Source organism: Rickettsiales bacterium (assembly GCA_035765535.1).
Lineage (GTDB): Bacteria > Pseudomonadota > Alphaproteobacteria > Rickettsiales > JABCZZ01 > JABCZZ01.
Genome location: DASTXE010000006.1, coordinates 1 through 24,783, shown reverse-complemented (window position 1 = coordinate 24,783; position 24,783 = coordinate 1). Strand labels below are relative to the sequence as shown.

Annotated in this window: 27 protein-coding genes and 2 tRNA genes; 16 read left to right on the top strand and 13 right to left on the bottom strand. The window is 52.1% G+C overall.

Going from position 1 to position 24,783, the window contains the following annotated elements; genetic code table 11:
- Positions 1 to 41: 41 nt before the first annotated feature.
- A tRNA-Val gene (locus tag VFT64_08745) sits at positions 42 to 118 on the top strand.
- Positions 119 to 142: 24 nt separating this feature from the next.
- Here VFT64_08745 and VFT64_08740 read toward each other — a convergent pair.
- From VFT64_08740 to VFT64_08730, 3 genes are all read right to left on the bottom strand, one after another.
- Positions 143 to 544, bottom strand: coding sequence for a DUF2628 domain-containing protein (locus VFT64_08740; GenBank protein ID HEU5047913.1), 402 nt, complete (start codon positions 542 to 544; stop codon positions 143 to 145).
- Positions 545 to 644: 100 nt separating this feature from the next.
- Positions 645 to 1,280 carry a DUF1109 domain-containing protein gene (locus VFT64_08735; protein HEU5047912.1) on the bottom strand — a complete coding sequence of 212 codons (636 nt, stop codon included), beginning with the start codon at positions 1,278 to 1,280 and terminating at the stop codon, positions 645 to 647.
- Position 1,281: 1 nt separating this feature from the next.
- Positions 1,282 to 1,821, bottom strand: coding sequence for a sigma-70 family RNA polymerase sigma factor (locus VFT64_08730; protein HEU5047911.1), 540 nt, complete (start codon positions 1,819 to 1,821; stop codon positions 1,282 to 1,284).
- 83 nt (positions 1,822 to 1,904) lie between these two features.
- Here VFT64_08730 and VFT64_08725 point away from each other — a divergent pair, with 83 nt between their 5' ends.
- The 4 genes from VFT64_08725 to VFT64_08710 are packed head-to-tail and all read left to right on the top strand — an operon-like array spanning position 1,905 to position 4,000.
- The gene (locus tag VFT64_08725) at positions 1,905 to 2,354 is read left to right on the top strand and encodes a DoxX family protein (protein HEU5047910.1); all 450 of its coding nucleotides are present in this window, start codon (positions 1,905 to 1,907) and stop codon (positions 2,352 to 2,354) included.
- Positions 2,351 to 2,842, top strand: a complete 492-nt coding sequence (gene msrB, locus VFT64_08720) for a peptide-methionine (R)-S-oxide reductase MsrB (GenBank protein HEU5047909.1) — start codon at positions 2,351 to 2,353, stop codon at positions 2,840 to 2,842. Before VFT64_08725 ends, msrB begins: the two co-directional genes overlap by 4 nt.
- A gap of 58 nt (positions 2,843 to 2,900) precedes the next feature.
- Complete coding sequence (gene msrA, locus VFT64_08715; protein ID HEU5047908.1) at positions 2,901 to 3,425, top strand: peptide-methionine (S)-S-oxide reductase MsrA; 525 nt, start codon at positions 2,901 to 2,903, stop codon at positions 3,423 to 3,425.
- Positions 3,426 to 3,472: 47 nt separating this feature from the next.
- On the top strand, positions 3,473 to 4,000 hold the full coding sequence (locus VFT64_08710; protein HEU5047907.1) for an FUSC family protein: 528 nt from the start codon (positions 3,473 to 3,475) through the stop codon (positions 3,998 to 4,000).
- Between the two features lie 12 nt (positions 4,001 to 4,012).
- Here VFT64_08710 and VFT64_08705 read toward each other — a convergent pair whose 3' ends face one another.
- A complete protein-coding gene (locus VFT64_08705) occupies positions 4,013 to 4,507 on the bottom strand; it encodes a hypothetical protein (protein HEU5047906.1) in 495 nt (164 codons plus the stop codon).
- A 283-nt stretch (positions 4,508 to 4,790) separates the two neighbouring features.
- Here VFT64_08705 and VFT64_08700 point away from each other — a divergent pair, with 283 nt between their 5' ends.
- A complete protein-coding gene (locus VFT64_08700) occupies positions 4,791 to 6,782 on the top strand; it encodes an acetyl/propionyl/methylcrotonyl-CoA carboxylase subunit alpha (protein ID HEU5047905.1) in 1,992 nt (663 codons plus the stop codon).
- Positions 6,783 to 6,786: 4 nt separating this feature from the next.
- Here VFT64_08700 and VFT64_08695 read toward each other — a convergent pair whose 3' ends face one another.
- From VFT64_08695 to VFT64_08670, 6 genes are all read right to left on the bottom strand, one after another.
- Entirely contained in the window at positions 6,787 to 7,680 is an 894-nt protein-coding gene (locus VFT64_08695) for a glycerophosphodiester phosphodiesterase (protein ID HEU5047904.1), read from the bottom strand.
- A 16-nt stretch (positions 7,681 to 7,696) separates the two neighbouring features.
- On the bottom strand, positions 7,697 to 8,947 hold the full coding sequence (gshA, locus tag VFT64_08690; protein HEU5047903.1) for a glutamate--cysteine ligase: 1,251 nt from the start codon (positions 8,945 to 8,947) through the stop codon (positions 7,697 to 7,699).
- Positions 8,948 to 9,003: 56 nt separating this feature from the next.
- Positions 9,004 to 9,771 carry a 16S rRNA (uracil(1498)-N(3))-methyltransferase gene (locus VFT64_08685; protein HEU5047902.1) on the bottom strand — a complete coding sequence of 256 codons (768 nt, stop codon included), beginning with the start codon at positions 9,769 to 9,771 and terminating at the stop codon, positions 9,004 to 9,006.
- A 12-nt stretch (positions 9,772 to 9,783) separates the two neighbouring features.
- Positions 9,784 to 10,410, bottom strand: coding sequence for a glutathione S-transferase family protein (locus VFT64_08680; protein ID HEU5047901.1), 627 nt, complete (start codon positions 10,408 to 10,410; stop codon positions 9,784 to 9,786).
- Between the two features lie 89 nt (positions 10,411 to 10,499).
- Entirely contained in the window at positions 10,500 to 11,873 is a 1,374-nt protein-coding gene (locus VFT64_08675) for a PleD family two-component system response regulator (GenBank protein ID HEU5047900.1), read from the bottom strand.
- Positions 11,874 to 11,890: 17 nt separating this feature from the next.
- Positions 11,891 to 12,262 carry a response regulator gene (locus VFT64_08670; protein HEU5047899.1) on the bottom strand — a complete coding sequence of 124 codons (372 nt, stop codon included), beginning with the start codon at positions 12,260 to 12,262 and terminating at the stop codon, positions 11,891 to 11,893.
- 378 nt (positions 12,263 to 12,640) lie between these two features.
- On the opposite strand from VFT64_08670, the gene fliF reads away from it, so the two are divergent.
- From fliF to VFT64_08630, 8 genes are read left to right on the top strand one after another with little or no spacing between them, the layout of a single operon-like run.
- Positions 12,641 to 14,311 (top strand): flagellar basal-body MS-ring/collar protein FliF, encoded by a 1,671-nt coding sequence (fliF, locus tag VFT64_08665; GenBank protein HEU5047898.1) that lies wholly within the window; start codon positions 12,641 to 12,643, stop codon positions 14,309 to 14,311.
- A 39-nt stretch (positions 14,312 to 14,350) separates the two neighbouring features.
- The gene (fliG, locus tag VFT64_08660) at positions 14,351 to 15,373 is read left to right on the top strand and encodes a flagellar motor switch protein FliG (GenBank protein ID HEU5047897.1); all 1,023 of its coding nucleotides are present in this window, start codon (positions 14,351 to 14,353) and stop codon (positions 15,371 to 15,373) included.
- Positions 15,374 to 15,383: 10 nt separating this feature from the next.
- Positions 15,384 to 16,139 carry a FliH/SctL family protein gene (locus tag VFT64_08655; GenBank protein ID HEU5047896.1) on the top strand — a complete coding sequence of 252 codons (756 nt, stop codon included), beginning with the start codon at positions 15,384 to 15,386 and terminating at the stop codon, positions 16,137 to 16,139.
- A gap of 15 nt (positions 16,140 to 16,154) precedes the next feature.
- The gene (gene fliN, locus VFT64_08650) at positions 16,155 to 16,448 is read left to right on the top strand and encodes a flagellar motor switch protein FliN (GenBank protein ID HEU5047895.1); all 294 of its coding nucleotides are present in this window, start codon (positions 16,155 to 16,157) and stop codon (positions 16,446 to 16,448) included.
- Between the two features lie 12 nt (positions 16,449 to 16,460).
- Positions 16,461 to 17,801, top strand: coding sequence for a sigma-54 dependent transcriptional regulator (locus tag VFT64_08645; protein ID HEU5047894.1), 1,341 nt, complete (start codon positions 16,461 to 16,463; stop codon positions 17,799 to 17,801).
- A 42-nt stretch (positions 17,802 to 17,843) separates the two neighbouring features.
- Positions 17,844 to 19,964 carry a flagellar biosynthesis protein FlhA gene (gene flhA / locus VFT64_08640; protein HEU5047893.1) on the top strand — a complete coding sequence of 707 codons (2,121 nt, stop codon included), beginning with the start codon at positions 17,844 to 17,846 and terminating at the stop codon, positions 19,962 to 19,964.
- Positions 19,965 to 20,015: 51 nt separating this feature from the next.
- The gene (locus VFT64_08635) at positions 20,016 to 20,999 is read left to right on the top strand and encodes an AAA family ATPase (protein ID HEU5047892.1); all 984 of its coding nucleotides are present in this window, start codon (positions 20,016 to 20,018) and stop codon (positions 20,997 to 20,999) included.
- Entirely contained in the window at positions 20,996 to 21,757 is a 762-nt protein-coding gene (locus VFT64_08630; GenBank protein HEU5047891.1) for an AAA family ATPase, read from the top strand. Before VFT64_08635 ends, VFT64_08630 begins: the two co-directional genes overlap by 4 nt.
- A 2-nt stretch (positions 21,758 to 21,759) precedes the next feature.
- On the opposite strand, the gene VFT64_08625 is transcribed toward VFT64_08630, so the two are convergent.
- Genes VFT64_08625 through VFT64_08615 form a run of 3 tightly spaced genes read right to left on the bottom strand, consistent with a single transcriptional unit; the run spans position 21,760 to position 24,365 of the window.
- Positions 21,760 to 22,464 (bottom strand): SprT family zinc-dependent metalloprotease, encoded by a 705-nt coding sequence (locus VFT64_08625; protein ID HEU5047890.1) that lies wholly within the window; start codon positions 22,462 to 22,464, stop codon positions 21,760 to 21,762.
- Complete coding sequence (gene smpB / locus VFT64_08620) at positions 22,448 to 22,927, bottom strand: SsrA-binding protein SmpB (GenBank protein ID HEU5047889.1); 480 nt, start codon at positions 22,925 to 22,927, stop codon at positions 22,448 to 22,450. Before smpB ends, VFT64_08625 begins: the two co-directional genes overlap by 17 nt.
- A 7-nt stretch (positions 22,928 to 22,934) precedes the next feature.
- Positions 22,935 to 24,365, bottom strand: coding sequence for a malonyl-CoA decarboxylase (locus VFT64_08615; GenBank protein ID HEU5047888.1), 1,431 nt, complete (start codon positions 24,363 to 24,365; stop codon positions 22,935 to 22,937).
- 112 nt (positions 24,366 to 24,477) lie between these two features.
- Between VFT64_08615 and VFT64_08610 the strand changes: the two genes are divergently transcribed.
- A tRNA-Thr gene (locus tag VFT64_08610) sits at positions 24,478 to 24,552 on the top strand.
- A gap of 28 nt (positions 24,553 to 24,580) precedes the next feature.
- Positions 24,581 to 24,783: hypothetical protein (locus VFT64_08605; GenBank protein ID HEU5047887.1), on the top strand; the 203-nt coding region annotated here is incomplete at its 3' end.

Sequence of the window (24,783 nt, the reverse complement as noted above, 5' to 3'; positions counted from 1 at the left end):
TGCACTCTGCAAATATATGGCTATTATGCCGCTTCCCTTAAGGGCGATTAGCTCAGTTGGTTAGAGCGCTACCTTGACATGGTAGAGGTCACAGATTCGAGTTCTGTATCGCCCACCATCCCTTATTATTCGGTTAGTTGTTTTAAGACACAAAAGCCATCTTGTCGGAAGCAAAGTATCGGTCGAAGAAACGCTGTTCGGCGCGCAGCTGGGAATCTCCTGTGACGATATCGGCCATTACATAGCCTTTGCGTTTGAGTTTCTTGCGTATCCAGTCATTACCGGCATAGCCGATCACAAGGCGCCAGGCCAGTTGCATGCAGATTACCCCGGTTGAACTCAGGCCGTCCATGGACAGCAGGCCAATGAGGCAGTCGACTCCAATGATGATTCCTCCCAGAAGCCACATCCTGTGGTAGAGCGCCCAGATCGAGGCGAAGATGAAGGCTTTCCAGTTGAAACCTTCTTCAATAAACGAGGCTTCTTCGTATGGATGTGGAAGCGAAGGGTCGATATGGACGGTATAGACGCGCAAACGGCTCATATGTTTTCATTCGTAACGCTTTATGACAGCGAATCTGTCATTTCAGAAATGTCCTGGATAGAGGCCGGGAGATAACAAGGCTTATTATAGGAACAAGCGGCTACCATTTCAAGCAGAGTTTTCCTGCAAGCAGGCCGATTCCAGCCACTGCGGCCATCGGCAGGTAATGCCATTGCAGCAGGTGAATGATGGAATCGGTCGGTTCGGCCAGCCTGAGCGCCAACGCTCCTATGGCGAAGGCGGCCAGGAAGGAGAGGCATCCTGCAAGGTAATAATGCGTGCTGGCGAGTTTACGGATGTTATAGAGGATAAAGGCTTCGGGCAGCAGGGAAAGCAATGTTATGCAGCGCAGGCAGGCCATGGCGTGCCGTGGCAGCGGGGAGGGCGGTGTGTCGCCATGCCATTCGGCCAGCAGTACGATGCAGAAAACCGCGAATGCGGCAATGGGTAGAAAAGTCAGCTTCTTTTGCTGATAGATATCCGGAAATGCCAGCAGTGCAGCGCTCAGCAGGGAAGATATTATCACCGCAGCAAGTGCCAGCAGTTCCATATCGAATAAAATTGCATGCAGTTTAAGCGGAAGATCCGGTCTTGGGTGCAGAAAAAGCAATAAAACCGCAGTGATATAGATTGCAGACAATAGCAGCCATTTGGCAAAAAGATACCAGGGGGATGGGGCTGGATTAACCTTATCCATGGTTCTGGAAAGTTCTTCTATCAGGTCTCCGGTCTGCATTTTATCCCGCCAGCTTCTTTCTCAGCGCTTTGTAAGCGCGATGCGCGGCCACTTTAACCGCCGATTCCGTCATGTTCATTTTCTGCGCCACTTCCTTCGAAGTATGCCCTTCACTATGGAGTAAATGCAGGATGGCGGGCTGTTTGCCCGGAAGTCCCGCTATTTCATCTTTTATTAATTCGTAAGTAAGCGGGGAATTGGTTACATCCCCTGCTGAAATTTGTTCCGCTTCTTCCAGATCGCCCGCATGGCGCAGGTGATCGGCATAGATTTTTCTTAAATAATCCTGCAGGCGGAAGCGGGCGATGGCGAACGCCCAGGGCCTGTAAGGGCGTTTGCCGTCAAACGTATGGCGGGACTTGTGAATGGAGAGCAGGATTTCCTGCAACACTTCTTCCGTATCCGCTGACGTATTGATTCTGCGGCTGAGATAGGGGCGTAAGAAGCGGCTCGTTTCCTGCAGGACGGCATTATAGGCCTGCCGGTCGCCCTCCAGGGCGAGAAGCATGAGCTTTGCCAGTTCCGCGTCAGATGCCGCCATAACCGTCCATACGCTAAATAGCGTGTAACTTTTTCGTTTCAGGATGCGAATTGTCTGATGGAAAGCAACAAAAAGGTAAGATTATGGAAAAAACTCTCAAACCAGCCATAAACGCATACATGGTGTTTTTACACTATGTCAGTTGTTTAAGTCCAGCAATGATGTTGGTAGTACGGTTATGGATTGCACATGTGTTTTTTGCAGCGGGACTGGTGAAGATTAGCGATTTCAGCAATACGATCTATCTGTTTACCAATGAATATCACGTTCCGTTACTGCCTCCGGTGGCAGCGGCGGTGCTGGCAACGACGTTTGAACTAAGTTGCCCGGTATTGCTGACGCTGGGGCTTATGGCAAGGCTGGCCGCGCTACCGCTGCTTGTGATGACGATTATCATCAACTTTACCTATGAGAACCTGACGGAACATTATTACTGGTCTATACTGTTAGGCATGATTTTCTTCTACGGTCCGGGTAAGTTATCGCTCGATTACCTGGCTGGAAAGCTGTATGAAAGAAAGGCGAGCATATGAACAGAAGGCATTTTATCAGGCTGGCGTTCGGCGGTGCCTGCGCATGCTATGCGATGGCGCGCATTCCTGCCGCGTTTGCAGCCGGACAGGCAGTTGTAAAAATCTATAAAACAGAAGAGGAGTGGAAGCATATGCTGACGAAAGAACAATATTGCGTATTGCGTGAAGAAGGAACAGAACGGCCCTTCTCCAGCCCGTTGAATGAAGAGAAACGTGCTGGTGTGTTCGCTTGCGCTGGCTGTGGGCTGGAACTTTTTACCTCTAAGACTAAGTTCGACAGCGGTACCGGCTGGCCGAGCTTCTACCAGCCGATTGAGGGACGTGTAGAAACCAAAGTAGATCGTACCCTTGGCATGGAGCGAGTTGAATATCACTGCGCGAAATGCGGTGGGCATCAGGGCCACGTATTTGAGGACGGGCCGAAACCTACGGGACTGCGTTATTGCAACAACGGTGTCGCACTGACATTCACGCCGGAGAAAGGGTAGCATCATGCGGCGTTTTCTGGTACTGACGGCGTTTCTTTCCTTATTATGCGGAGGTGTTATGGCTGAGACTGTAAAACAGGCAACATTCGCAGGCGGTTGCTTCTGGTGCATGCAGGGAGAGTTCCAGCAGATACCGGGCGTAAGCAAAGTGGTGGCGGGTTATACGGGCGGCCATACGAAGAATCCGACTTATGAGCAGGTTTCAGAAGGAGATACGGGGCATTTTGAGGCGATCGAAGTGACGTATGACCCGCAGAAAGTCAGTTACCAAAAATTGCTGGATGTATTCTGGGAGAATGTTGACCCGCTTGACGAATACGGCCAGTTCTGCGATAAGGGCAGCCAATATCGCGCAGGTATTTTTTACCATGACAGCGAACAGCAATCACTAGCCGAGCATTCAAAGGAAAAGGTCAAGGCCATGTTCAAGCAGCCCGTTGCGACGATTATCGGACCGGCTTCGGAATTTTATCCGGCTGAAGACTATCACCAGGATTTTTATATCAAGAACCGGACACGGTATAAGCAGTACCGGACGGGATGCGGGCGTGATGCGAGACTAAAAGAGTTGTGGAACAAATAAGCGCAGTATATATTCCATAACCGTAAACGTTCTTTCAAAGTCATCCTATGTCGCGTTTATCTTTTGCTTTGACCAGTAAGTCGGTGCTGTATTCCGTCAATATTCTGCTGGGATCCATCATCTGCTGGTACAGTCTTTCGTGGCTGGGGATGCAGGACCCTATCTGGTCCATCATCACGGTTATTCTTGTCAGCGACCCCGATCTCAGTACGGCTATCACGCTTGCGCGCATGCGTGTGATCAACACGATTGTCGGTTGTGCGGTCGGTCTTATCACGCTGCTGATCTTCGGCTATAATCCGCTGGTCAGTTTTTTTGCCGCGTCCCTGATCGTATTCGTCATTACCTGCATCGAAGGGTATCCGGCCAACTGGCGTTTAACGCCGGTGACGGTAATCATTGTAATGGCGGCAAGCCGCGATGCAGTGACGTATCATGATGAAATCTACTACGCCGTGGCGAGGGCAGGGGAAATCGTGGCCGGATGTCTGGTGTCGCTCTCCATCGCTATCACGCAGGTTAAGGCGGTTACGCTGGTGCGCCATAAACACATGAAGCATTACGCCGGAGAATAAGCTCGGATTAGATTATAAATTACCCTTGTGCGGTTCGGCCATGTTCTGCAGCACCTGACAGGTCAGTTGCTTATTCTGCGTATTCTGGCTCAGCATCAGGAAAAGCTGTTCGCTCATATCCATTTTTTTCTTCCAGTCCGGCCCCAGGCCCATCTGCAGCGTTTGCGGCAAGTCCACCTTTGCGCCACCATTGCCATTTACGAACACCATTTTGAAGTAATAATCATGTCCGGAATCTTTCGGCAGAGACGCTTTGACGATAGTCTCTCCAGCGCCTGCGGATTTTTCATCTACATATTCAAAATCGGTCGGCAGGCACGGCAGGAGCTGATAATTCGCAAACTTGTCGAACAGTGCATAGGAATTCTGCGTGAGTACGGCGTGGCAAAGAGCCGTGTTATTCTGCATAATGCATTGTTTTACTTTTGCCAGTCCCTGAGGACCGATCGCTTCAGCGTGGGCCTGGAGAGGGAGTGTCAGCAAGGCGAGCGCGAGTATTTTCTTCATATGAGAACCTATCGGTAGAGAGTATTGGGAATGGGTGTATTCTAGAAATGAGAAGGGCGGATGTCACCTTGTTTTGCATGCTCTCTTTTCTTTATAAAAAATGCTTTATTATACAGCTGTTTACAAAAATCCTTTACCATTGAGTTTGTTCGCTATATCTTGCCGCCCCTGTTCGTAAGGCCAATTGGAAGAATAATGGAGATTTTTACAATTCAGAACGTTGTAATCCTAATGAAATTCCATTATGAATTGATGCAATTTTAATGAGTGTAGTTCCTGACCTATGTTTGAAAAGATTCTTATAGCCAATCGCGGCGAGATCGCCGTTCGCATCATGACCACCGCTAAACGCATGGGGATCAAGACGGTGGCAGTCTATTCCGAAGCGGACACGAACGCGCTGCATGTGAAACAGGCGGATGAAGCGGTCTATATCGGTCCGTCGCCGTCCGCGCAGAGCTATCTGAGAATCGACAATATTATCAGCGCTATCGAGCATAGCGGTGCGGAAGCGGTCCATCCTGGCTATGGTTTCCTTTCTGAAAAGGCGGATTTTGCGCGCGCGGTCAAGAAAGCCGGTGCGGTGCTGATCGGTCCGAGCGCAGAAGCCATCAAGATGATGGGTGATAAAATTGAGTCCAAGAAAATTGCCGTAAAAGCGGGTGTGAACACCGTTCCGGGCACACTGGACGTGGTCAGTTCTGCCAAGGAAGCCAAGAAGATCGCGGCTGAGATCGGTTATCCTGTGATGATTAAAGCCGCTGCGGGCGGCGGCGGCAAAGGCATGCGCGTTGCACGCAATGAGAAAGAATTGCTGGACGGTATTAAGTATGCTGCGAGCGAAGCAGCTTCCAGTTTCTCTGACAGCCGTGTTTTCATCGAGAAATTTTTTGATAATCCGCGCCATATCGAAATTCAGATCATGGCGGATAAGTTTGGCAACACGATCCATCTGGGCGAGCGCGAATGTTCTATCCAGCGTCGCCACCAGAAAGTGATTGAAGAAGCGCCGAGTCCGTTCCTGACGCCGAAGATGCGCGCGGAAATGGGCGAGCAGGCTGTGGCGTTGGCGAAGGAAGTCAATTATAACTCCGTCGGCACGGTGGAATTCATCGTCGACCAGACGGGAAGTTTCTATTTCCTTGAGATGAATACGCGTCTGCAGGTGGAACACCGTGTGACGGAACTGGTGACGAAGATCGATCTCGTTGAGCAGATGATTCGCATCGCTGCCGGTGAGAAACTTACCATGACGCAGGATGATGTGAAGCTCGATGGCTGGGCGATGGAATCGCGTATTTATGCGGAAGATCCGCGCCGCGGCTTCCTGCCTTCCATCGGCCGTATCACGCGTTATCAGGAGCCGATGACCGACCATCACGTCCAGATCGACACGGGCGTGTATGAAGGCGGCGAAGTCAGCATGTTCTACGATCCGATGATCGCCAAGGTCTGCACCCATTCCGATACGCGCCAGAAGACGATTGAAGCTATGAAAGCAGCGCTTTCGGCGTTCGACATACGTGGCATCAACCACAACATTATTTTCCTTGAAGCGATTCTCGGCCATGAGCGCTTTGAAAAAGGCGATATCTCCACGAACTTCATCGATCAGGAATATCCGGGCGGTTTTACCGGTGCGGAACTCAATTCCGAAACCTCTAAAGTGTTTCTGGGCGTAGGTTTGTTCATCTTCCTGCGTGACGCGGAACGCGCAAGCCGTATTAGCGGCCAGTTGCCCGGACGCGAACGCGCTATCGGTTCACGCTGGGTTGTCAGCGTCGACGGCGCAAGCTATCCGATTTATGTGCGCGCCAAGGATTACGGCTATGACATCAGCTACGATAAAGGTCTTATCGTTGTGCGCAGCTCATGGAAGCTGGGGCGCCGCCTGTTCCAGGGAACAATCAACGGCAAGCCTGTAAGTGTGCTGTTGCGTTACCGTGACGAAGGGTATTTGCTGACCCATGCCGGTTCGGAAGTGCGCGTGATGGTGCGTACGCCACGCGTAGCAGAACTCGCGGACTATATGCCGCGCGTGAGCAGCGGTGCACGCAAGGACCGACTGATTGCGCCGATCGCAGGGCTTGTGCAGCATGTGCGCGTGAAAGAAGGCGATGTCGTGAAGAGCGGCGGAGAGCTCGTCGTCATCGAAGCGATGAAGATGGAAAACGTCATCTATGCCGATCACGATGTGAAAATCAAGAAAGTGCATGTTGAAGCCAAGGAAAGCGTACAGGCAGACCAGATCCTGATCGAGTTCGAGGGCGAGTAACGCTCTAGCTGCTGCGTTTGTCCGCTATCTGTCGCAGAGTTTTTTGCGCTGCGAGCGGGCAATCGGTGATCCAGATGTCAGAAATGGCGATAATTTCCGGTTTTTCTGCGATGCGGAAGGCTGACCAGCTTTGCACCTTCAATCCTTTTGCATGGATGGCTTTTACCAGAGCCTCATCGACGAAACGGCTGTCGGGCGTGATGGCATAAGGCCTGCCGCCGCTTTGGATGAAATCATCCACCTGCTGCAGTATCTGTTTATTATAAGCTCCTTTTAGGGAGTTGTCATCGAGCCCCGCAGGGATATCGATATGGAAATTCTCTCCCGCAAAGGAAAGGCCGACTTCAATTTGCGGATTACATTCCTGCGCGAGTCTCAGCATTTTGTGATTGAAGCCGATAACGGGAATCTGGGTATAGTTCCAATGCCCGCTATTAACGCGTTGGGTAATAATTTCCACTGTTCTGCGTGTAAGTGCTACGGATTCGGGATGAATGCCGTCTGCTCCGGCGTCCGTTGCATTTTCGGAGGAGTGCGAGCCTTTGAGTTCGGTCAGCAGCAATAAATTGCCCCGGAAGCTGTCCATCAGGCCCAGCAATTCTATAAATGTAATATAGCCTGCTTCTGCCAGTTCAGATGTGCTTTGTTCTGCAACATGCCTGCCATTGATATAAGAATCATGGACGACGATGGCTTCGCCTTCTTTACTTGGCAGCAAGTCGAATTCAAAGCATCGTATACTCTGCTTAAGCATAAGCTCGAAGGTTTTACGGCGGTTTCCCCAGAGATCGCGCTTCTGGTAATGATCGAGCGTATTATTTTGGCCGACCAACAGCCCAACATTTTGCGGATCGCCTCCGCCACCGCGATGTCCGCATATTATTGTCTGTGTCGTCATATTATCCTGCCGGTTGTTAGATGACGAATCCAATATCGAGGCTGTTATAGGTTTCGTGCGGTGCGGCCAGTGCAGCGAGTGCCGATACCAGTCCGAATACACAGAAATTGCAGTTGGGAATCTTCACCTTTTCCTTTTCGCCGCATTCGCTTTCGTCGCACATGCCGACGAACTTCATGCCGCTGGCGTTCAGGTTGGAATGATCGTCACGCTCGGTGTTAACCCGATAGGCGCCGCCGACCGGCACGCCGTCCACCAGATATATCATGGCCTCGGCGGGCGAACCCTCTACACGGTCGATTGTGGGGATACCCTCCTGGATGATGACCTCGGTGTTCTGTGTGCCTTCCTTGATGATATTCATCTTGTTGCGGGTTTTTTTATTCAGCTCCAGCAGCTGGTCGCTGCTTTCCACGGTCATGATACCCATGCCATAGGTGCCGCTGTCGGCTTTGATGAATACGTAAGGTTTTTCGGTAATGCCGTATTCCTCGTATTTGCGGCGTGTGACGTGCAGGATCTTTTCGACCCCCAGCGCCACGCATTCAATGCCTTTACGCTCCTGGAAATTGACGACGCCGCAGCGATGAAACGGTGCGGAAATCAGCCATGGGTCAATGTTGAACTTCCTGCTGAATTCCTGCACCAGCTCTTCATAAGCGCGGAAATGTTCGCTCTTGCGGCGCGCATACCAGCCCATGCTGTAATCCGGGTCGATCGGCTGATGTAATCCGTGCAGGATTTCAGGAGCGCCTGCTGTGCAGTCGTTATTGAGCAGGATCAGGTCTGGCGTGAATCCATCGGTAGTGCTGAGTCTGTTATCCTTACGCGTGACAGGAGATTCCACAACGGTTTTACCGTTCATGGAAGTGAGCGTCAGCGTTTCTTCAATACTGACATTGCCAATGCGGACTTCGGTTCCGGCTTTTGCTACGAGATCGGCCAGAATGGCAAGGTTCTCAAGATAGGCGAGGTTGCGCGTGTGGTTTTCAGGGACGATGAGTATGCGCTGTGGTCTTACCGGCATTGCGTCGAACCGGTCACGAAACATGGTGACGGCACGATTACAGGCTGCGGGAGAGAGGTTATTGAATCCAGCCGGGAACAGGTTTGTATCTACCGGTGCAAGCTTGGCGCCTGAATGGCGTAAATCGACCGAGCTATAGATAAAGGGGGGGCGGGATGTGCGTTTCTCATGCAGCCAGTCCTCGATTTCGGAATGGCGATTCTTCAGCAGATTATCGAGAGTATCAATGATGTATGACATGAGAAATACGCTGTTGGTGAGTTAAGGTAATTATATAGTGCCGTTTCTATACTTTTCTACCCTTGCGAACGAAAAGCAGGTTTTGCCTTCCAGTCGCCGAGCCAGGACTGAGCAAGCGTGACAGCGGCGATTGCTGCCGTATCGGCGCGCATGATACGGGGGCCCATACAGAGGGCATACGCATAATCAAGGCTCGCAAGCAATGCGAGTTCTTCCGCGCTGAAGCCGCCTTCCGGGCCGATCAGTACGGCGTATTTGCCGCTGCCCAGTGCAGGAAAAAGCTCTTTTGCCTGCTTGCCTGCGCCGGATTCATCGCCGTAGATAAGCTTTCTGGCGGGGTCCCAGCCTCCAAGTAGATTTGTGAGCGGTGTTAGCTCCCTGACTTGCGGCACATCCAATCGCTCGCATTGTTCGGAAGCCTCAATTGCAATGGCACTCAAGCGCTCATGGTTCATGCGATGTACGACGGTATAACGTGTCGTCACCGGGATAAAGCCTGAGATACCCAGCTCTGTTGCCTGCTCCAGCACTTTCTCGCTTTTGCCGGTTTTCAGCGGTGCGGCGATGAGCCAGAGATCGGGGGAAGGGGATTGCGGGCGCAATTGCTCGCGCAACAGCAGCTCGACTCGTTTCTTTGAAGCATGTTCAACAATAGTGCTCCACTCGCCATCCTGTCCATTGAATAGGGTTACGCCATCACCTTCCTTCAGGCGCATCACATTCACGAGATAATGCGATTGCTTCTCGCCCAGAGCAAGACTTGCACCGCCTGTAAGCGGATCCTCCACATACAGGCGGGGGCATGATTGCGTGCAGGGTGACATTGCTGCCTACGCTTATGCGGCTGCCTTATATTCCACCTGCTCGGTAGCGAGTGCTTTCTGGTAGGCGGGGCGAGCACTTACTTTGCGCAGTAACTGCTTAGTGTGTTCACCGATTTTGATCTTGCCTTCGAAGCGTGTGGACCAGTTGGCGATGACCGTCAGCAGGATATCGGCTACTGTCAGTTCTTGACCGGCGAGAAACGGTGATTGCGAGAGTCTTTCCTCTACTTCTGCCCAAAGCTTGTTAATGTAAGCGTATGTCGCTTCCAGAACCTTCGCCTGGGCATCGCCTTCCAGGGCTTTCAATGCAAAGAACAAGCGCGCATAGGCGGGATGCAGCGTGGCATTGCAGAACATCAGCCATTGTAGCGTATCCGTTCTGGCCGGGCCGGAAGCGGGCATAAGGTTGTTTTTATGTTTTTCCAGCAGATGCAGGATGATTGCAGCGCCTTCATGGATAACATGACCGTTATCTTCCAGCACGGGGATAACGCCACGCGGGCTTACTTTGAGCAATTCTTCGGTGGCTTTGCCTTGTGCATCGCGTCCGTTTACCAGAGTGACTTCCTGACCCAGTTCGTTCAGAATGACGTGCGGTGCCATTGAGCATGCGCCAGCGAAATAATAGAGTTTGTACATGAGAGCCTCCATTGCCATGTGGTGGGAATAAGAGGTTTTTTATACGGTGATTGTACTTTGCAGTCTAGTAAAAACTGCCGAAGCAGCGTTCAGAGTTCGCTGGTGATAACGCGATTTCTGCCGGTTTCCTTGGCTTTGTATAAAGCTTCGTCCGCGCGTTTGAGCAGGGCCTGACCGGAATCGCCCAGTTCATCCAGAAACGAAACGCCGATACTGACGGTTTTCTTGATATGGCCGTCACCGTTGGTCAGCTTAAACTCTGCGGCCTCCACGATTTTGCGGATACGTTCCGCAGCTTCCATAGCCTGTTTCTTATCCGTCTCCGGCATCAACACGACAAATTCCTCGCCGCCGAAACGTGCGGCCAGATCGGCGCTGCGGACAGTCTTGATAATGATCTCCGCAAGCTGTTTCAACACGACGTCGCCCATATCATGGCCGTATGTATCGTTGACCGCCTTGAAATGGTCCATATCCATAATCATCAGCGATAGGGGCTTGCTGTTGCGAATGGACTGGTTAACCATGTTGTCCAAATGGGCATTCAGGTAATGGCGGTTATAGAGGCCCGTCAGCGCGTCGGTAATGGCAAGCGAGATGGTCTGCTGGTAATTGGATTTCAGCGCGTCCTGATACTTCTTGCGGCGTATCTGCGTTTTGATGCGAGCGGCCATTTCATTATAGTCGACCGGCATAATGATGTAATCATTCACACCGAGTTCCAAGCCTTTGAGCATGGCGCGAGTATCGTCTTCATCCACGAGCATCAGGACGGGAACGTTGCGCGTAGCTTCCTGGCTTTTAAGCTGCGAAGCAAGGCGCAGGCCGTCCATATCACTTAACTGCGTGCTGACGATGAACAGGTCGTAATTGCCTTCTAGTGCTTTGGGCAGCGCCTGTTCCGGGTTGGCTATGCCTTCTATGGTATAATCTTTCGACATACGCTCCGTCACGTTGCGCAACTGCACGACATCGTCATCGATGAGGAGAATCTTGGAACCGGTGACATTCTGTGTGAATGTATTCTGGCCTTCGTCCACTACGCCCATTTCAAGGCCGGTTTTATCACGCAGGCGCAATTCATCCAGCAGTACCTTGATACGCACGAGCGATTTTACGCGGGCGAACAAGGCAATGTCGTTGATCGGCTTGGTCAGGAAGTCGTCTGCTCCCGCTTCCAGACCGCGCACGCGGTCGGCTATTTCGGACAGCGCCGTCACCATGACGACGGGAATATGCGATACTTCGTGATCTTCCTTGAGTTTCCGGCAGGTTTCAAACCCGTCCATTCCTGGCATCATCACATCCAGCAGGATCAGGTCCGGTTTCTTTTTCTTGGCGACCGCAATCGCCTCAAAACCGTCCTTCGCAGTGATGACATCGTAGTACTCGTTGCTGAGCTTTACTTCAAGCAGCTTCACGTTTGCAGGAACGTCGTCAACAACCAGTATCTCTGCTGTCATTACTTTAATCCCCTAATCTAGCCTTCACCAAGAAATTTCCGAATCGTATCCAGGAAGCTGACGATAGAGATGGGTTTGGAAATATACGCCTGGCATCCGGCGCGCAGAATTTTCTCCTCATCGTCCTTCATGGCAAAAGCCGTGACGGCGATAATGGGAATATCGGCGATTTCCTTGTCAGCCTTGATTTTTTTGGTCACATCCAACCCCGAAATTTCCGGTAGCTGGATATCCATCAGTATCAGATCGGGCCTATGGCGTTTAACAACGGCTACCGCATCCAGACCGTCTTTAATTTCCACCGTTTCATAACCGTGGGCTTCCAATAGGTCGTTGAACAATTTCAGATTTAAATCATTGTCTTCGACTATAAGGACTTTTTTACTCATATTTATAACAATTTTTATAGTTAAAGGTCCTGCCGTGTGTCGCTTAATCCGCTAACTCGGCAAGTAGACAATGTATTTATCGTTGAAACGGATTCTAACACAAGAATTATTAATAGTTTGTAAAGATAGAAAGAGTTTTTACGGCAGTGTGTTTTTTGGGGAACGGTGAGGTGGAAGTTCTTCGATTAACGGCAAAATAGCTCACCTGATCGGAGGCGGCATGTGTGCTTTGACTGTGGCATATACGGTACAGTTTCGCAAACTAGGCAATTTTTGCCTAGTTTGCACAAAATATTTGTTTTGACGCATGAATTTTTGCGCTATACTACTGGCCAAATACAGCGTGTGGTCAAGGCTTCTTAGGGTGTAAAGATCGTTATGAATTCCTTTTTGCAGTCGTTCAAAGACCTGAGCCAGATGCAGATGGCGATTCTCGCGGCGGTGATTATCACGGTGTTGAGCATGGCTGTGTTTATGTCGGCTCATTTCTCCACCCAGTCACTGGCACCGCTTTATACCGACCTTTCCATGGAAGATAGCGGTAAAATCGTTGCGGAGCTTGATAAGTCAGGCGTTCAGTATGATCTGCGCGGCAATGGAACCCAGATATATGTGCCGACGGAGCAGGTGCTGAAGCTGCGTCTTTCGCTGGCCCAGCAGGGATTGCCTGCACTTGGATCTATCGTAGGATATGAGATCTTCGACCGCAGCGATACGATGGGCACATCCAGCTTCGTCATGAATATTAACATGCTCAGGGCACTCGAAGGTGAGCTTTCGCGTACGATTGCGTCACTCACACAGGTGGAATCGGCACGTGTGCATCTTGTGATTCCGAAAGAGCAGCTTTTCAGTAAGGATAAGCAAGAAGCTACTGCCTCCGTGGTTATTAAATTGCGCGGAATGAGAGAGCTTGGCAAGGCGGAAGTGGATGCGATTACACATCTGGTTGCGGCATCCGTGCCGGGGCTTAAGCCGACCAATGTAACCATTCTCGATACACTCGGGCATATGCTTTCAGGGGGGAGTGGCGAAGCTACGGATATGCTGGGACTGGCTTCATCAACCGAAGAATACCGCGTGGCTTACCAGAACCGCATGCGTAATACGCTGGAAGGGCTGCTGGAGAAATCGCTGGGTGCGGGCAAGGTAAAGGTAAGCGTCAATGCCGATATCGATTTCGACCGGGTGGTGACGAATTCCGAAACCTACGATCCTAACGGCCAGGTGGCAAGGTCCGTGCAGACAGGGGAAGACAAAGAGCAGACGACAGACAAGGAAGGTAGCCAGAATACGAGCGCTTCCACCAACCTGCCCAATGGACAATCGAATCAGAGTTCCAATGGTTCCAGCCGCATCATTGCCAAGACGGACGAAACCACAAATTATGAAATTTCTAAAACTGTGCAGAATCATATCAAGCAGGGCGGCACGGTAAAGAAGCTCTCTGTAGCTGTAATGGTGGACGGCACATATGCGGAAGACAAGAGCGGGAAAGAGGTCTATACGCCGCGCACGAAAGAAAATCTCGACGAGATACAGTCGCTAGTGAAGTCCGCTATCGGTTTCGATGACAAGCGCGGCGACATAGTGGATGTGGTCAATATGCGCTTCATTGCCGAAAATGGCGAAGAAGGTAACATGTCCTTTGTGGAATCCCTCAAGCAGGATCTCCATGGGGTAGTCCAGACCCTGGTCTTCGGTGCGGTGGCAGTGCTCGTGGTGCTGCTCGTGATCCGCCCGATTGTCAACCGCATCATCGAAACGACCATGGCCGATGCCGCTGCTGAAGCTGCGACAGGCGGCGCTGCAGCTATTCCGCAGACGGGAGCATTATTTGCAGGCACCGGGGCCGGAGCGCCTGCTCCTATTGTGACGGCCGGTGCGGCGATGGATATCGGCGATGAGTCGGAAGAAGGGTCTATCGATATCAGCCGCGTGACGGGCCGTGTGAAATCTTCCAGCTACAACAGGCTCAATGAACTGGTCGAGAAGCACCCCGAAGAGGCGCTGAACGTAATACGCCAGTGGGCTTCAAAGCGCTCGTAAGCTTTGCACTGACGCAATATGGGTAATGGATGGAAATAAATGGCAGCACCGCAGAAAGATGATTTTAGGAAGCTTACCGGCCCGCAAAAGATCGCCATTTTGTTGATGTCGGTTGGAGAGGAAAACGCGGCAAAGCTCTTTTCCATGATGGATGACGACGAGATCAAGGAGATCTCCAATACCATGGCAACGCTGGGTGAGATCAGCTCGGAAACCGTAGAAAGACTTTACCTTGAATTTACTGAGCAGATGAGCGCTTCCGGTGCAATCGTCGGCACGTATGATACGGCGGAACGCTTGCTGATCAAGGCGCTGGGTAAGGAGCGTGTTGACAGCATCATGGAGGATATACGCGGTCCTGCCGGTAAAACGACATGGGACAAGCTTGGCAATGTCGGTGAAGATGTGCTGGCGGGATATCTGAAAAACGAATATCCGCAGACAATCGCGCTGGTACTGTCAAAAATCAGGGCGGATCATACGGCAAAGGTTCTGAGCGTGCTGCCGCAGGAACTAGCGCTGGAAGTTATCATGCGTATGCTTACGATGGAGCCGGTCAAGAAAGAAGTGCTGGAAGATATTGAGAAGACGTTGCGTCTCGAGTTCATGAGTAACCTGGCCAAGACGCAGCAGCGCGATAGCTTTGAGATGATGGCCGATGTCTTCAATAACTTCGACCGTAATACTGAGTCGCGCTTTATGAAGGTGCTTGAGGAGCGCGATAAGGAAGCTTCGGATCGTATCCGTGCACTGATGTTCACATTCGAAGATCTCAAGAAGATCGATGGTGCAGGCATTCAGGCTCTCATGCGCGTTATCGACAAAGATAAGCTTGCCATTGCGCTCAAGGGCGCATCCGATGCGATCAAAACGCTGTTCTTCGACAATATGTCTGAACGTGCAGCCAAGATACTGCGTGAGGATATCGAATCCAAGGGGCCAGTACGCATCCGCGATGTGGACGAAGCGCAGATGATCATCGTGACGGCAGCCAAGGACCTGGCGGCGAAGGGCGAAATCAATATCGCCGAACCGGGGGGAGAGGACCAGTTAGTGTATTAAGATGGATAATATGACGACATCTACATCGCATCGCGTCCAGCGTTTCAGCTTTTCCTCTTTCGGGGGAGAAGAGAAAAAAGCACCGGAAAAACTGCCGGACGCTGCTGCTGTTCCTGTGCCGACGCCAGCACCGCTCTTACAGGATGTTTCCGTCAGGCATCCGGCCGAACCTGTTCAGCCGCTGCATCCGCAACCGCAGCATGTGATCAGCGAAGCCGAGCTGGAGCAGGCGCGCACGGAGGGATATGAAAAGGGACGCAGGGAAGGGTATGCAGAATGCGAAAGCGCTGTAGCGAAGTCCGAGATACAGCGTGAGGAAACTATCAAGTCCCTGCTGGAGGTCATTGCCAATCGCGTAACGCTCGCGGCTGAGGAAAACGCAATTTACCTTGCCGACAAGCTTGAAGTGATGAACAGCCTTGTCATGGCGGTGGCACGAAAGGTGGCCGGTGATGCTCTTAAGGCCGCGCCTTACGAAGGAGTGGAAATGCTGCTGCGCGAATGCATGTCCCTGATTGCCGGCAAGGATAAAATAGTAGTGGTAGTAGCGCCTTCCATGGCGTCTGGCTTGCGCCAGCGTATTGACGGCCTGCGTCCGCTGATGCCGGAGTTCACCGGTGAGATTGCCGTGGAAGAAGATGAAACACTCGGTGAGAACGACTGCCGCGTGGAGTGGCGCGGCGGCCATGCAGAGCGGGATGCGGCAAAGCTGTGGAAGGATCTGGAAACGGTCATCATGCGGATGCCTTTAAGTAAACGTTTGTAACAAAAGGGACTGATAATGGCAAATGAGACACAAAATATTCTGTCCGGGGATGAAGATAACAGCAATGTCACGCTTGAGGCGGTCTATGACATTCCCGTGCAGATTTCAGTGGTGCTGGGGAAGACTTCCATGCAGGTCAGCCAGCTTTTGAAGCTCGGGCGTGGTGCGGTGATTGAGCTCGAGCGAAAGGTAGGGGAGCCTATCGATATCTATGTGAACAATCGCCTGATTGCGCGTGGCGAAGTTGTGGTCATTGAAGACCGCATCGGCGTCACCATGACGGAAATCATCAAGGCGGATAAAGTATAAGGCAGGTTTGGTATGCGTTTATTGATTATAGGTGAACTCGAGGGGCAGATCGGTGCAGCCAGCAGAATCGCGCGGAGTAGAGGAGCGAAGGTCTCGCAGACTCCGGCGGTGGATTCCGCGCTGACGCTGCTGCGTAACGGTCAGGGCGCCGACATGATCATGATCGATGCCAAGGCGGACATTAAAAAACTGATCGGGATGCTCGAATCCGAGCGTATTATTATTCCGGTGGTAGCGTGCGGCGTGCATTCGGATAGTGATATTGCGGTTTCCGCCATTAGGTCCGGGGCGAAGGAATATATTCCCCTGCCACCGGACGAAGATCTGATTGCGGCGGTGCTCGAGGCGATCACAGCAGAATCCCATACGGTTATCCATGCTTCACCACAGATGAGGCGCGTGCTTGAGCTTGCGGACCAGGTGGCGGGATCGGATGCAAGTGTGCTGATTACCGGCGAATCAGGCACGGGCAAGGAAGTGATTGCGCAATATATTCACCGCAAGAGCAAACGTTCTGGCAATAATTTCATTTCCGTTAATTGTGCTGCGATCCCGGAAGCGCTGTTGGAATCAGAATTATTCGGTCATGAAAAAGGCGCATTCACCGGAGCGGTGGCGCGGCGTATCGGCAAATTCGAGGAAGCGAACAACGGCTCGCTGCTGCTGGATGAAATCAGCGAAATGGATGTGCGCCTGCAGGCCAAGCTTTTGCGCGTCATTCAGGAGCGCGAGATCGACCGTATCGGCGGTACGAAGCCGGTGAAAATCAATCTGCGCATTCTGGCTACCAGTAACCGCGATCTGCAACAGGAAGCAAAGAAAGGCACGTTCCGCGAGGATTTGTATTTCCGCCTGAACGTGATCAGCATTCATATTCCCCCGTTGCGTGAGCGTAAGGAAGACATCCTGCCGATCGCGGAGTTTTTCGTGGATAAATATTCCAAGGCAAACGGTGTGCCGGTGCGCAAATTCTCTACCGGTGCGCTGGAGAAGATGATGCATTACAGCTGGCCGGGCAATGTACGTGAGTTGGAAAACATTACTCACAGGGCGGTATTGCTTGCCAGCGGCAATGAAATTTCTGCCGATGCAGTCACTCTGCCGAACGTACCAACTTCCGCAGGAATGGTTGCAGTACAGGCTCCGGAAGACAAACTGGCGGGGACAACGCCGCTCAATAAAAGCGAATTAGTCGGGCGTACAGTGGAAAGCGTTGAGCGCGAGCTGATTATCGATACGCTCAATTACTGTCTTGGCAACCGCACGCACGCTGCCAATATTCTCGGTATTTCCATCCGCACGCTGCGCAATAAGCTGAAGATGTACGGCGAGGAAGAAAAAACCGGCACGTAAAACGGAAACAACGTCACTATGGCCGCAGAACAACAATTAGGCATGAATGTACCAACACTGCAACGGTTTGCCGATGCAGTGTCCAAACGCGGGGATATTTTCTTCGCGCTCGGCATCATGGCCATCATTATGGTTCTGCTGGTGCCTATTCCGAAGCAGGTGCTGGATCTGCTGCTCAGCATTTCGATCACGATTGCGGTGCTGATCCTGATGACGGTGCTGTTTGTGGAAAAGCCTTTGCAACTCAGTTCGTTCCCCACAATCCTGCTGATTGCGACAATGCTCAGGCTTTCGCTCAATATTGCCTCGGTCAGGTTGATTCTGTCGCACGGGCATCTGGGATCGGATGCGGCGGGACAGATTATTCGCGTATTCGGTACGCTGGTGACAGGCGGGCAGGTGCTTATTGGGGGTATCATATTCATCATCCTGACGATCATCAATTTCGTGGTCATCACGAAAGGTTCCGGCCGTATCGCGGAAGTCTCCGCACGTTTCAGCTTGGATGCAATGCCCGGTAAGCAGATGGCGATCGATGCGGATCTTTCCGCCGGCTTGATCGATGAGAAAGTGGCGAAGACACGGCGTAAGGAGCTGGAAGATGAGAGTTCCTTTTACGGTGCCATGGACGGTGCCAGCAAGTTCGTACGCGGTGACGCGGTCGCAGGCATCTTAATTACGTTCATTAACTTCGTTGGCGGTATTATTATCGGAACGGTCCAGAAGAACCTGAGCTTTGCGCAAGCCTTGCAGACCTATACCGTGCTGACCGTGGGTGACGGTCTGGTCTCGCAGATTCCGGCGCTGATCATCTCGACTGCAGCGGGTCTTCTTGTAACGAAGGCGGGTATTGCCGGTTCGGCGGAGAAGGCAGTACTTGGCCAGTTAAGCCGTTCTCCCTCGGCTATCGGCATTACGAGCGGATTGCTCTTCTTCATGGGGATTCTGCTTGGGTTTTCCGGTCTGCCATTTATTTTTCTTTCCGGTCTCACCGGTTATATCGCCTGGGGGCTAATGAACAAAGGAAAGGCCAAGGACGTGGATGAACTTTCCATTGCCGGGCAGCCTGTGAAAGGTGGCGCGCCGGGTGCGGGTGCTCCAGGGACTGCGGAAGCGGCTAAAGCGGAAGAACAGATTACGGATTCGCTGCATATCGATATTCTCAGGCTTGAGCTTGGGTACGGGCTATTGCCGCTGATCAATTACCAGAAGGGGCACAGGCTGACCGAGCAGATTAAGGCGTTGCGCAAGCAGATGGCGCGCGATCTTGGGTTTATTATTCCTCCCGTGCGCATCCAGGATAATATGCAGCTGCCGCCTAACACCTATGTTATCAAGGTGAAAGAGGTGGAAAGCGGCCGCGGTGAGTTAAAAGCAGATATGCTGCTGGTTATGAACCCCACGGGCACCAAGATCGAACTGCCGGGCGAGGAAACGACCGAGCCGACTTTCGGCCTGCCTGCCATGTGGGTGCCGGATAGTTATCGCGAAGAGGCGCAGTTCCGCAATTATACGGTCGTCGATCCGCCGACGGTGCTGACGACGCATCTGACCGAGATCGTCAAGGACAACATGCCTGAAATGCTGTCCTATGTGGAAACGCAGAAACTTATCGATGAATTGCCCAAGACGCAGCAGAAGCTTATCAGCGAAGTTATCCCGGCACAGATTACGATCAGCGGCATTCAACGTGTGTTACAGAACCTGCTGGCTGAGCATGTCTCCATCCGCGATCTTCCCACGATTGTCGAGGCGGTTTCAGAAGCCTCCCGCGCTGGGCAGAATATTACCATGATCACCGAACATGTGCGCACGCGCCTGGCGCGCCAGATCAGCCATGTTGCAACGACGGATGCCGGTTATATCCCGGTGGTTTCTCTCTCTCCGGTGTGGGAGCAGACATTCTCCGAATCGCTTATGGGAGGCGGGCTTGAAGAGCGCACCCTGAATCTTGCGCCGAGTAAGATTCATGAGTTTATTTCCATTATCCGCAAGAAGTATGAGCAATTCGCCATGCAGGGTGAGAACCCTGTGCTGCTCACCAGTCCGAATGTGCGCCCCTATGTGCGCTCGATCATTGAACGTTTCCGCCCTGCAACCGTTGTACTCTCGCAGAACGAGATCCATCCGAGGGCGAAAATCAAAACTCTGGGACAGATATAATGGTGATGCTGCACATTATATTTTCTGTGGGAAATGTTAAGGAGGGCGGTTATGCGCCTTAGGACCTTTAACGCCCCGGATATGAAGGTTGCCATGCAGATGATCCGCGAAACGCTGGGCGAGGAAGCGATCATCATTTCCAGCGGGCAGGCGCTTGGCGGCAATGGCATTGTGGTAACAGCTGCAACCGAGCAGCCGGCGCATGAAGCATCTTCGCCCCCGGTAACCTCCTTTCTGCACGCGGCTTCGTTTACTTCGCAGGCTGTGCTGGAACAAATCGAAACGGTACTACGTTTTCATTCCGCGCCGGATTATGTCGTGAACCGCATGCTCGAAACCGCCCGGCATCTGTGCCTGCAGGGGCGTGATATGCATACGGATCTTACGCGCCTTATGGCCGCAAGTTTTCAATATGCGCCGCTGCCGCTGGAACAGGATACATACACGATCATGCTGGTGGGACCCCCAGGTACTGGCAAGACGATGACGATCGCCAAGATGGCCTCCCAGGTGGTGATGGAGAAGAAAAAACCCATTGTCATCACGACGGATAACAAGCGTGCGGGTGGGGTGGAGCAGCTTTCAGCTTTCACGACGATTCTCGGCATTGAGCTGCACGTGGCCGATAATCGCGGCGAACTCTGGCGCCTGCTACAGGAATTTGCCCATCACGGGCGGTTGCTGATCGATACGGGCGGTGTGAACCCTTACAATATGACGGATCTGCGTGAGCTGGCCGAATATATCAAACTGGACCGCAGCATCGAGCCGGTGCTGGTGGCAGCCGCAGGAAGCGACAGCGCTGAAGCGGACGATATGGCCCGTGCGTTCGCGCCGCTTGGTGTGCGCCGCCTGCTGGTGACGCGTATCGATGCGGCGCGACGTTACGGCAGCATTTTGACAGCGGCGCATAGCGGCAGGCTGGCTTTCTCGCATGCGAGCAACTCCTCGCGCATTATTGGTGAATTCGTGACGTTCGACCCTGCTACGCTGACGGAATTGCTGCTGGGATACCAGAAGAAGGATATGATATGAAGACGGGGCCAGCCAATAATATTATTGCGATTGCCTCCGGCAAGGGCGGAGTAGGCAAGACCTGGCTTGCGATCACGCTTTCCCAGCTTATTGCGCGTACGGGCCGTAAGGTGCTGCTGTTTGACGGCGATATCGGTCTTGCCAATGTGGATGTGCAGCTCGGACTTATGCCACAACGTGATTTAAGCGAGGTATTTTTCAACGGTGCTAAGCTCGTGGATGTAGTAACGCCGCATTCGCCCAATTTCGATATTATTGCGGGGCGCTCCGGCTCAGGGAATCTTTCGGTTCTGCCGCAGGAGAAACTGGCCATGCTCAAAAACGAGATGCTGAGCCTTTCGGGAAAGTATGATTTCGTATTTATCGATCTTGGAGCTGGGGTAGAGGAGCATGTGCGTGCGCTTGCGGCGTTGGCTTCCCGTTGCATCGTCGTGGTAACGGACGAGCCGACTTCGCTTACGGATGCTTATGCTTTCATCAAATTATGCACGGCAGGCGATACATCTCCTTTCATTGATGTTGTCGTGAACCAGTCGCCGAGTTTGAAAGAAGGCGAGAAGACCTATGCTTCATTACACAAAGCATGTATTAATTTTCTGAAGATTTCGCCTCCATGCCTTGGTGTTATCCGCAAGGACGGCAAGGTGAAGGATGCTATACGCCATCAGCAATCGCTTGTTGCACGTGCACCTCACTGTACGGCTGCTTCTGATGCTGCAGCAATTACAATCAAGCTTATGCAGCGCGCGCTGGTTTAATATTATCCGTACCGGTGCAGCATATGGCCGTGTTCCTTGAGCCATTTACGAGCGGCTTTCATATCCGGCATTAATTGTTCGACCAGTTTCCAGAATCTGGGGCTATGGTTCATTTCTCCTAAATGCGCTACCTCATGAGCGATAAGATATTCCAGCACATTGGGCGGAGCGAAGACGAGCAGCCAGTTCAGAGTGATTGCGCCTTTGCCGTTGCAGCTTCCCCAGCGTGATTGCGCTTGTGTGAGCGTCAGCCGGGTTACCGTTTTTCCCAATATTTTCGCCTGTTCCTGGCAGCGGATAAGGCAGTGGGAATGCATCAGTTTCTTGAGAAAGTCTTTTGTGCGGCGGGCAAGAAATTCAGGGGCGCAGTGGATTTCCAATATGTTAATGCCGTCTTCCTGTTCCACAAGCCTGGCGGTTCCACGTCCGGGAAGGCATTTAATGGCGTAATCCTTGCCCATAATGGGGATGATATTGCCTTCTGCCAACATCACTCTGCTTTGGGCGGTGATATTGGCCAGTACCCAGTCGGCTTTGCTGTGAAAGAACTTGAGTCCTGCAGCGATGGAAGCGCGGCGGGGCAGGGTGATAATGATACCGTCACGGGCAGGGGAGATGCGCAGGGAGATACGCCTTGCCCTGCCGGAGCGCTTAATGGCGATGGGGATCGTGCGGCCGTCTATGGTGATGCTATCTGCGTTTTCCACTTTTGAGTAATTCGCGCTGTTCGCGTTCCCAGTCCCGTTTCTTGATCGTTTCGCGTTTTTCGTATTCTTTCTTACCCTTGCCCAGCCCCAGCAGAAGTTTAGCAATGCCCCGATCGTTGAAGTACATTTTCAGCGGCACGAGCGTAAGCCCCTTGACTTTGACCTGTCCGAGCAGTTTGCTGATCTGTTTTTGATGCAGCAGTAACTTGCGCGGGCGCTTGGGCTCGTGGTTGAAGCGGTTGCCTGCCTTATATTCCGGGATGTCGAGATTGAATATCCACATCTCGCCGTTTCTTTCCCCGGCGTGCGCGTCCGCAATCGTGGCGCGGCCTGTGCGCAGCGATTTGACCTCGGTTCCGGTCAGCACGATACCGGCTTCCACTTCTTCCAGAATAAAATATTCATAGCGGGCTTTTCGGTTCTCGGCAATCAGAGTGCTGGTCTTTTTCGGTTTTTCGGTCATAGGGAGCCTATAGCAGCGCCTTTACTGTGCGGCTTGCGTCGATATTGCCGTCAGTGACGTAGTCTTCATGGTTATCGTCAATTTTTTCAAGATTATAGTAGTAATTGACCATCATCCCGGCGGATTGTTTCATTCCCTTAGGCGAAGTATCGCCCAGCCAGTTCAGGCGTTTGACGCGCGCGCCGTTGGTCAGGTGGAAATGTGCGACAGGGTCCAGTGCATAACGCTTATTCTTCTCATTGAGCACATAATGCGCCGCCAGCCTTATCAGGATGGGGTGGAGTTTTTCAGCCGTGGCAGCGTCCTGCCTCCAGTCGCTTTCCAGCAGATGAGCAAGGCCGTTGGCTGCATTCGTGTTCTTCGTCAACAGGCGCAGTTCCTTGACTTCCTTTGTGTTGAAGATGGATTCATCGCCTTTATGCAGCAGCGGGTCCAGCCAGGTGCGGAAATTCGGGATGGGTGAAAGTGTGGAGAAATGGCGAATCTGCTTCATTTCCCGCGTGAGTTTGTCCACCACGCGCTTGATCAGGAAGTTGCCGAAACTGATTCCGGTCAGGCCCTTCTGCGCGTTGGAGATGGAATAGAAGATAGCTGTGTCCGCTCCGTCAATATCCATCAACGGGGATTTTTCATCCAGGATTTCCTGTACACTGCCTGCCAGGCCTTTTGTCAGCGCCACATGCACGAAGATCAGCGGCTCATGCGGCATCTTGTTATGGAAGAAACCATAGACCCGGCGGTCGGCATCGAGACGGTTTTTCAGATCCTCCCATGAGCGCACCTTGTGGACTGCTTCATAGGCAATGAGTTTTTCAAGCACGGCGGCGGAAGACTGCCAGTTGATTTCCACCAGATCCAGCAGGCCGATATCGAACCAGGCGGACAGGATCTGTTTCAGATCATATTCCAGCCCCTTAAGATTCGGGCTTTTGCGGCTGAATTGCAGCAGGTCCGCGCGCATATCCACCAGGAACTTAAATCCATCTGGTAAAGAATTGAAATGTTTTAATATTTTGCTTCTTGGGGTAATGAGCGCCTCGCGCAGATCATTCTCCAGTTTGGAGGTGTCTTTCTTATCCTTGGCATTTTTCAGTGCTTCAATGCATTTATCGAGATGGGCGCGGTCGAGATCGAAATCGTCAGCCAGCATATTGAGAAACCTCAGGCGGCCCGCCTCAGTCAGGCTTAGATAGGTCTTGCCCAGTTCCACAGTCTGCGCACGCGCGGTGATTTCGCCGCCGCGATTGTCCAGATAGCTGCTCATCTGGCGGCGTAAATGCTCCAGATCTTCCTTGGGAAGCGTCGGATGCACTTCGCCCGTGATCGCGAGCCGCGCCGAACCGCTGATCTCACGCCATTTCCTGAGCACGCCCACGACCGCCTTGCGCCGAAAATTGGCGAGGGTCGCGGAGGGTTTGGTTTCTGCCGTTTTTGCCATATTCTTTATGTGTATGAATGACCAAGGGAGCCCTTATATCGCAATTTGCGCAAAATTACCAGTTGCCTTTACGGATGGGTATTGTTATAGCCATAGCGTCTCTTAAGACAGTGCTGCTGTAGCTCAGTGGTAGAGCACGTCATTGGTAATGACGGGGTCGAAAGTTCAATTCTTTTCAGCAGCACCATTTTTCCATTAATCGTATATAAGTAGGCATGATAGCTTATTTAATCTTGGCTCATTATCAACCCGAATTACTGCGGCGGCTGGTATTGCGTCTGAAATCACCTTGGGCCCGGTTTTTCATACATATTGATGCGAAGTCCGATATCGCTCCTTTTCTTTCTGCTCTTGAGGGTATTAGTAGAGTAACGTTAGTCTCCCAGCGTATTCCGGTTTACTGGGGAGGGTGGAGCCA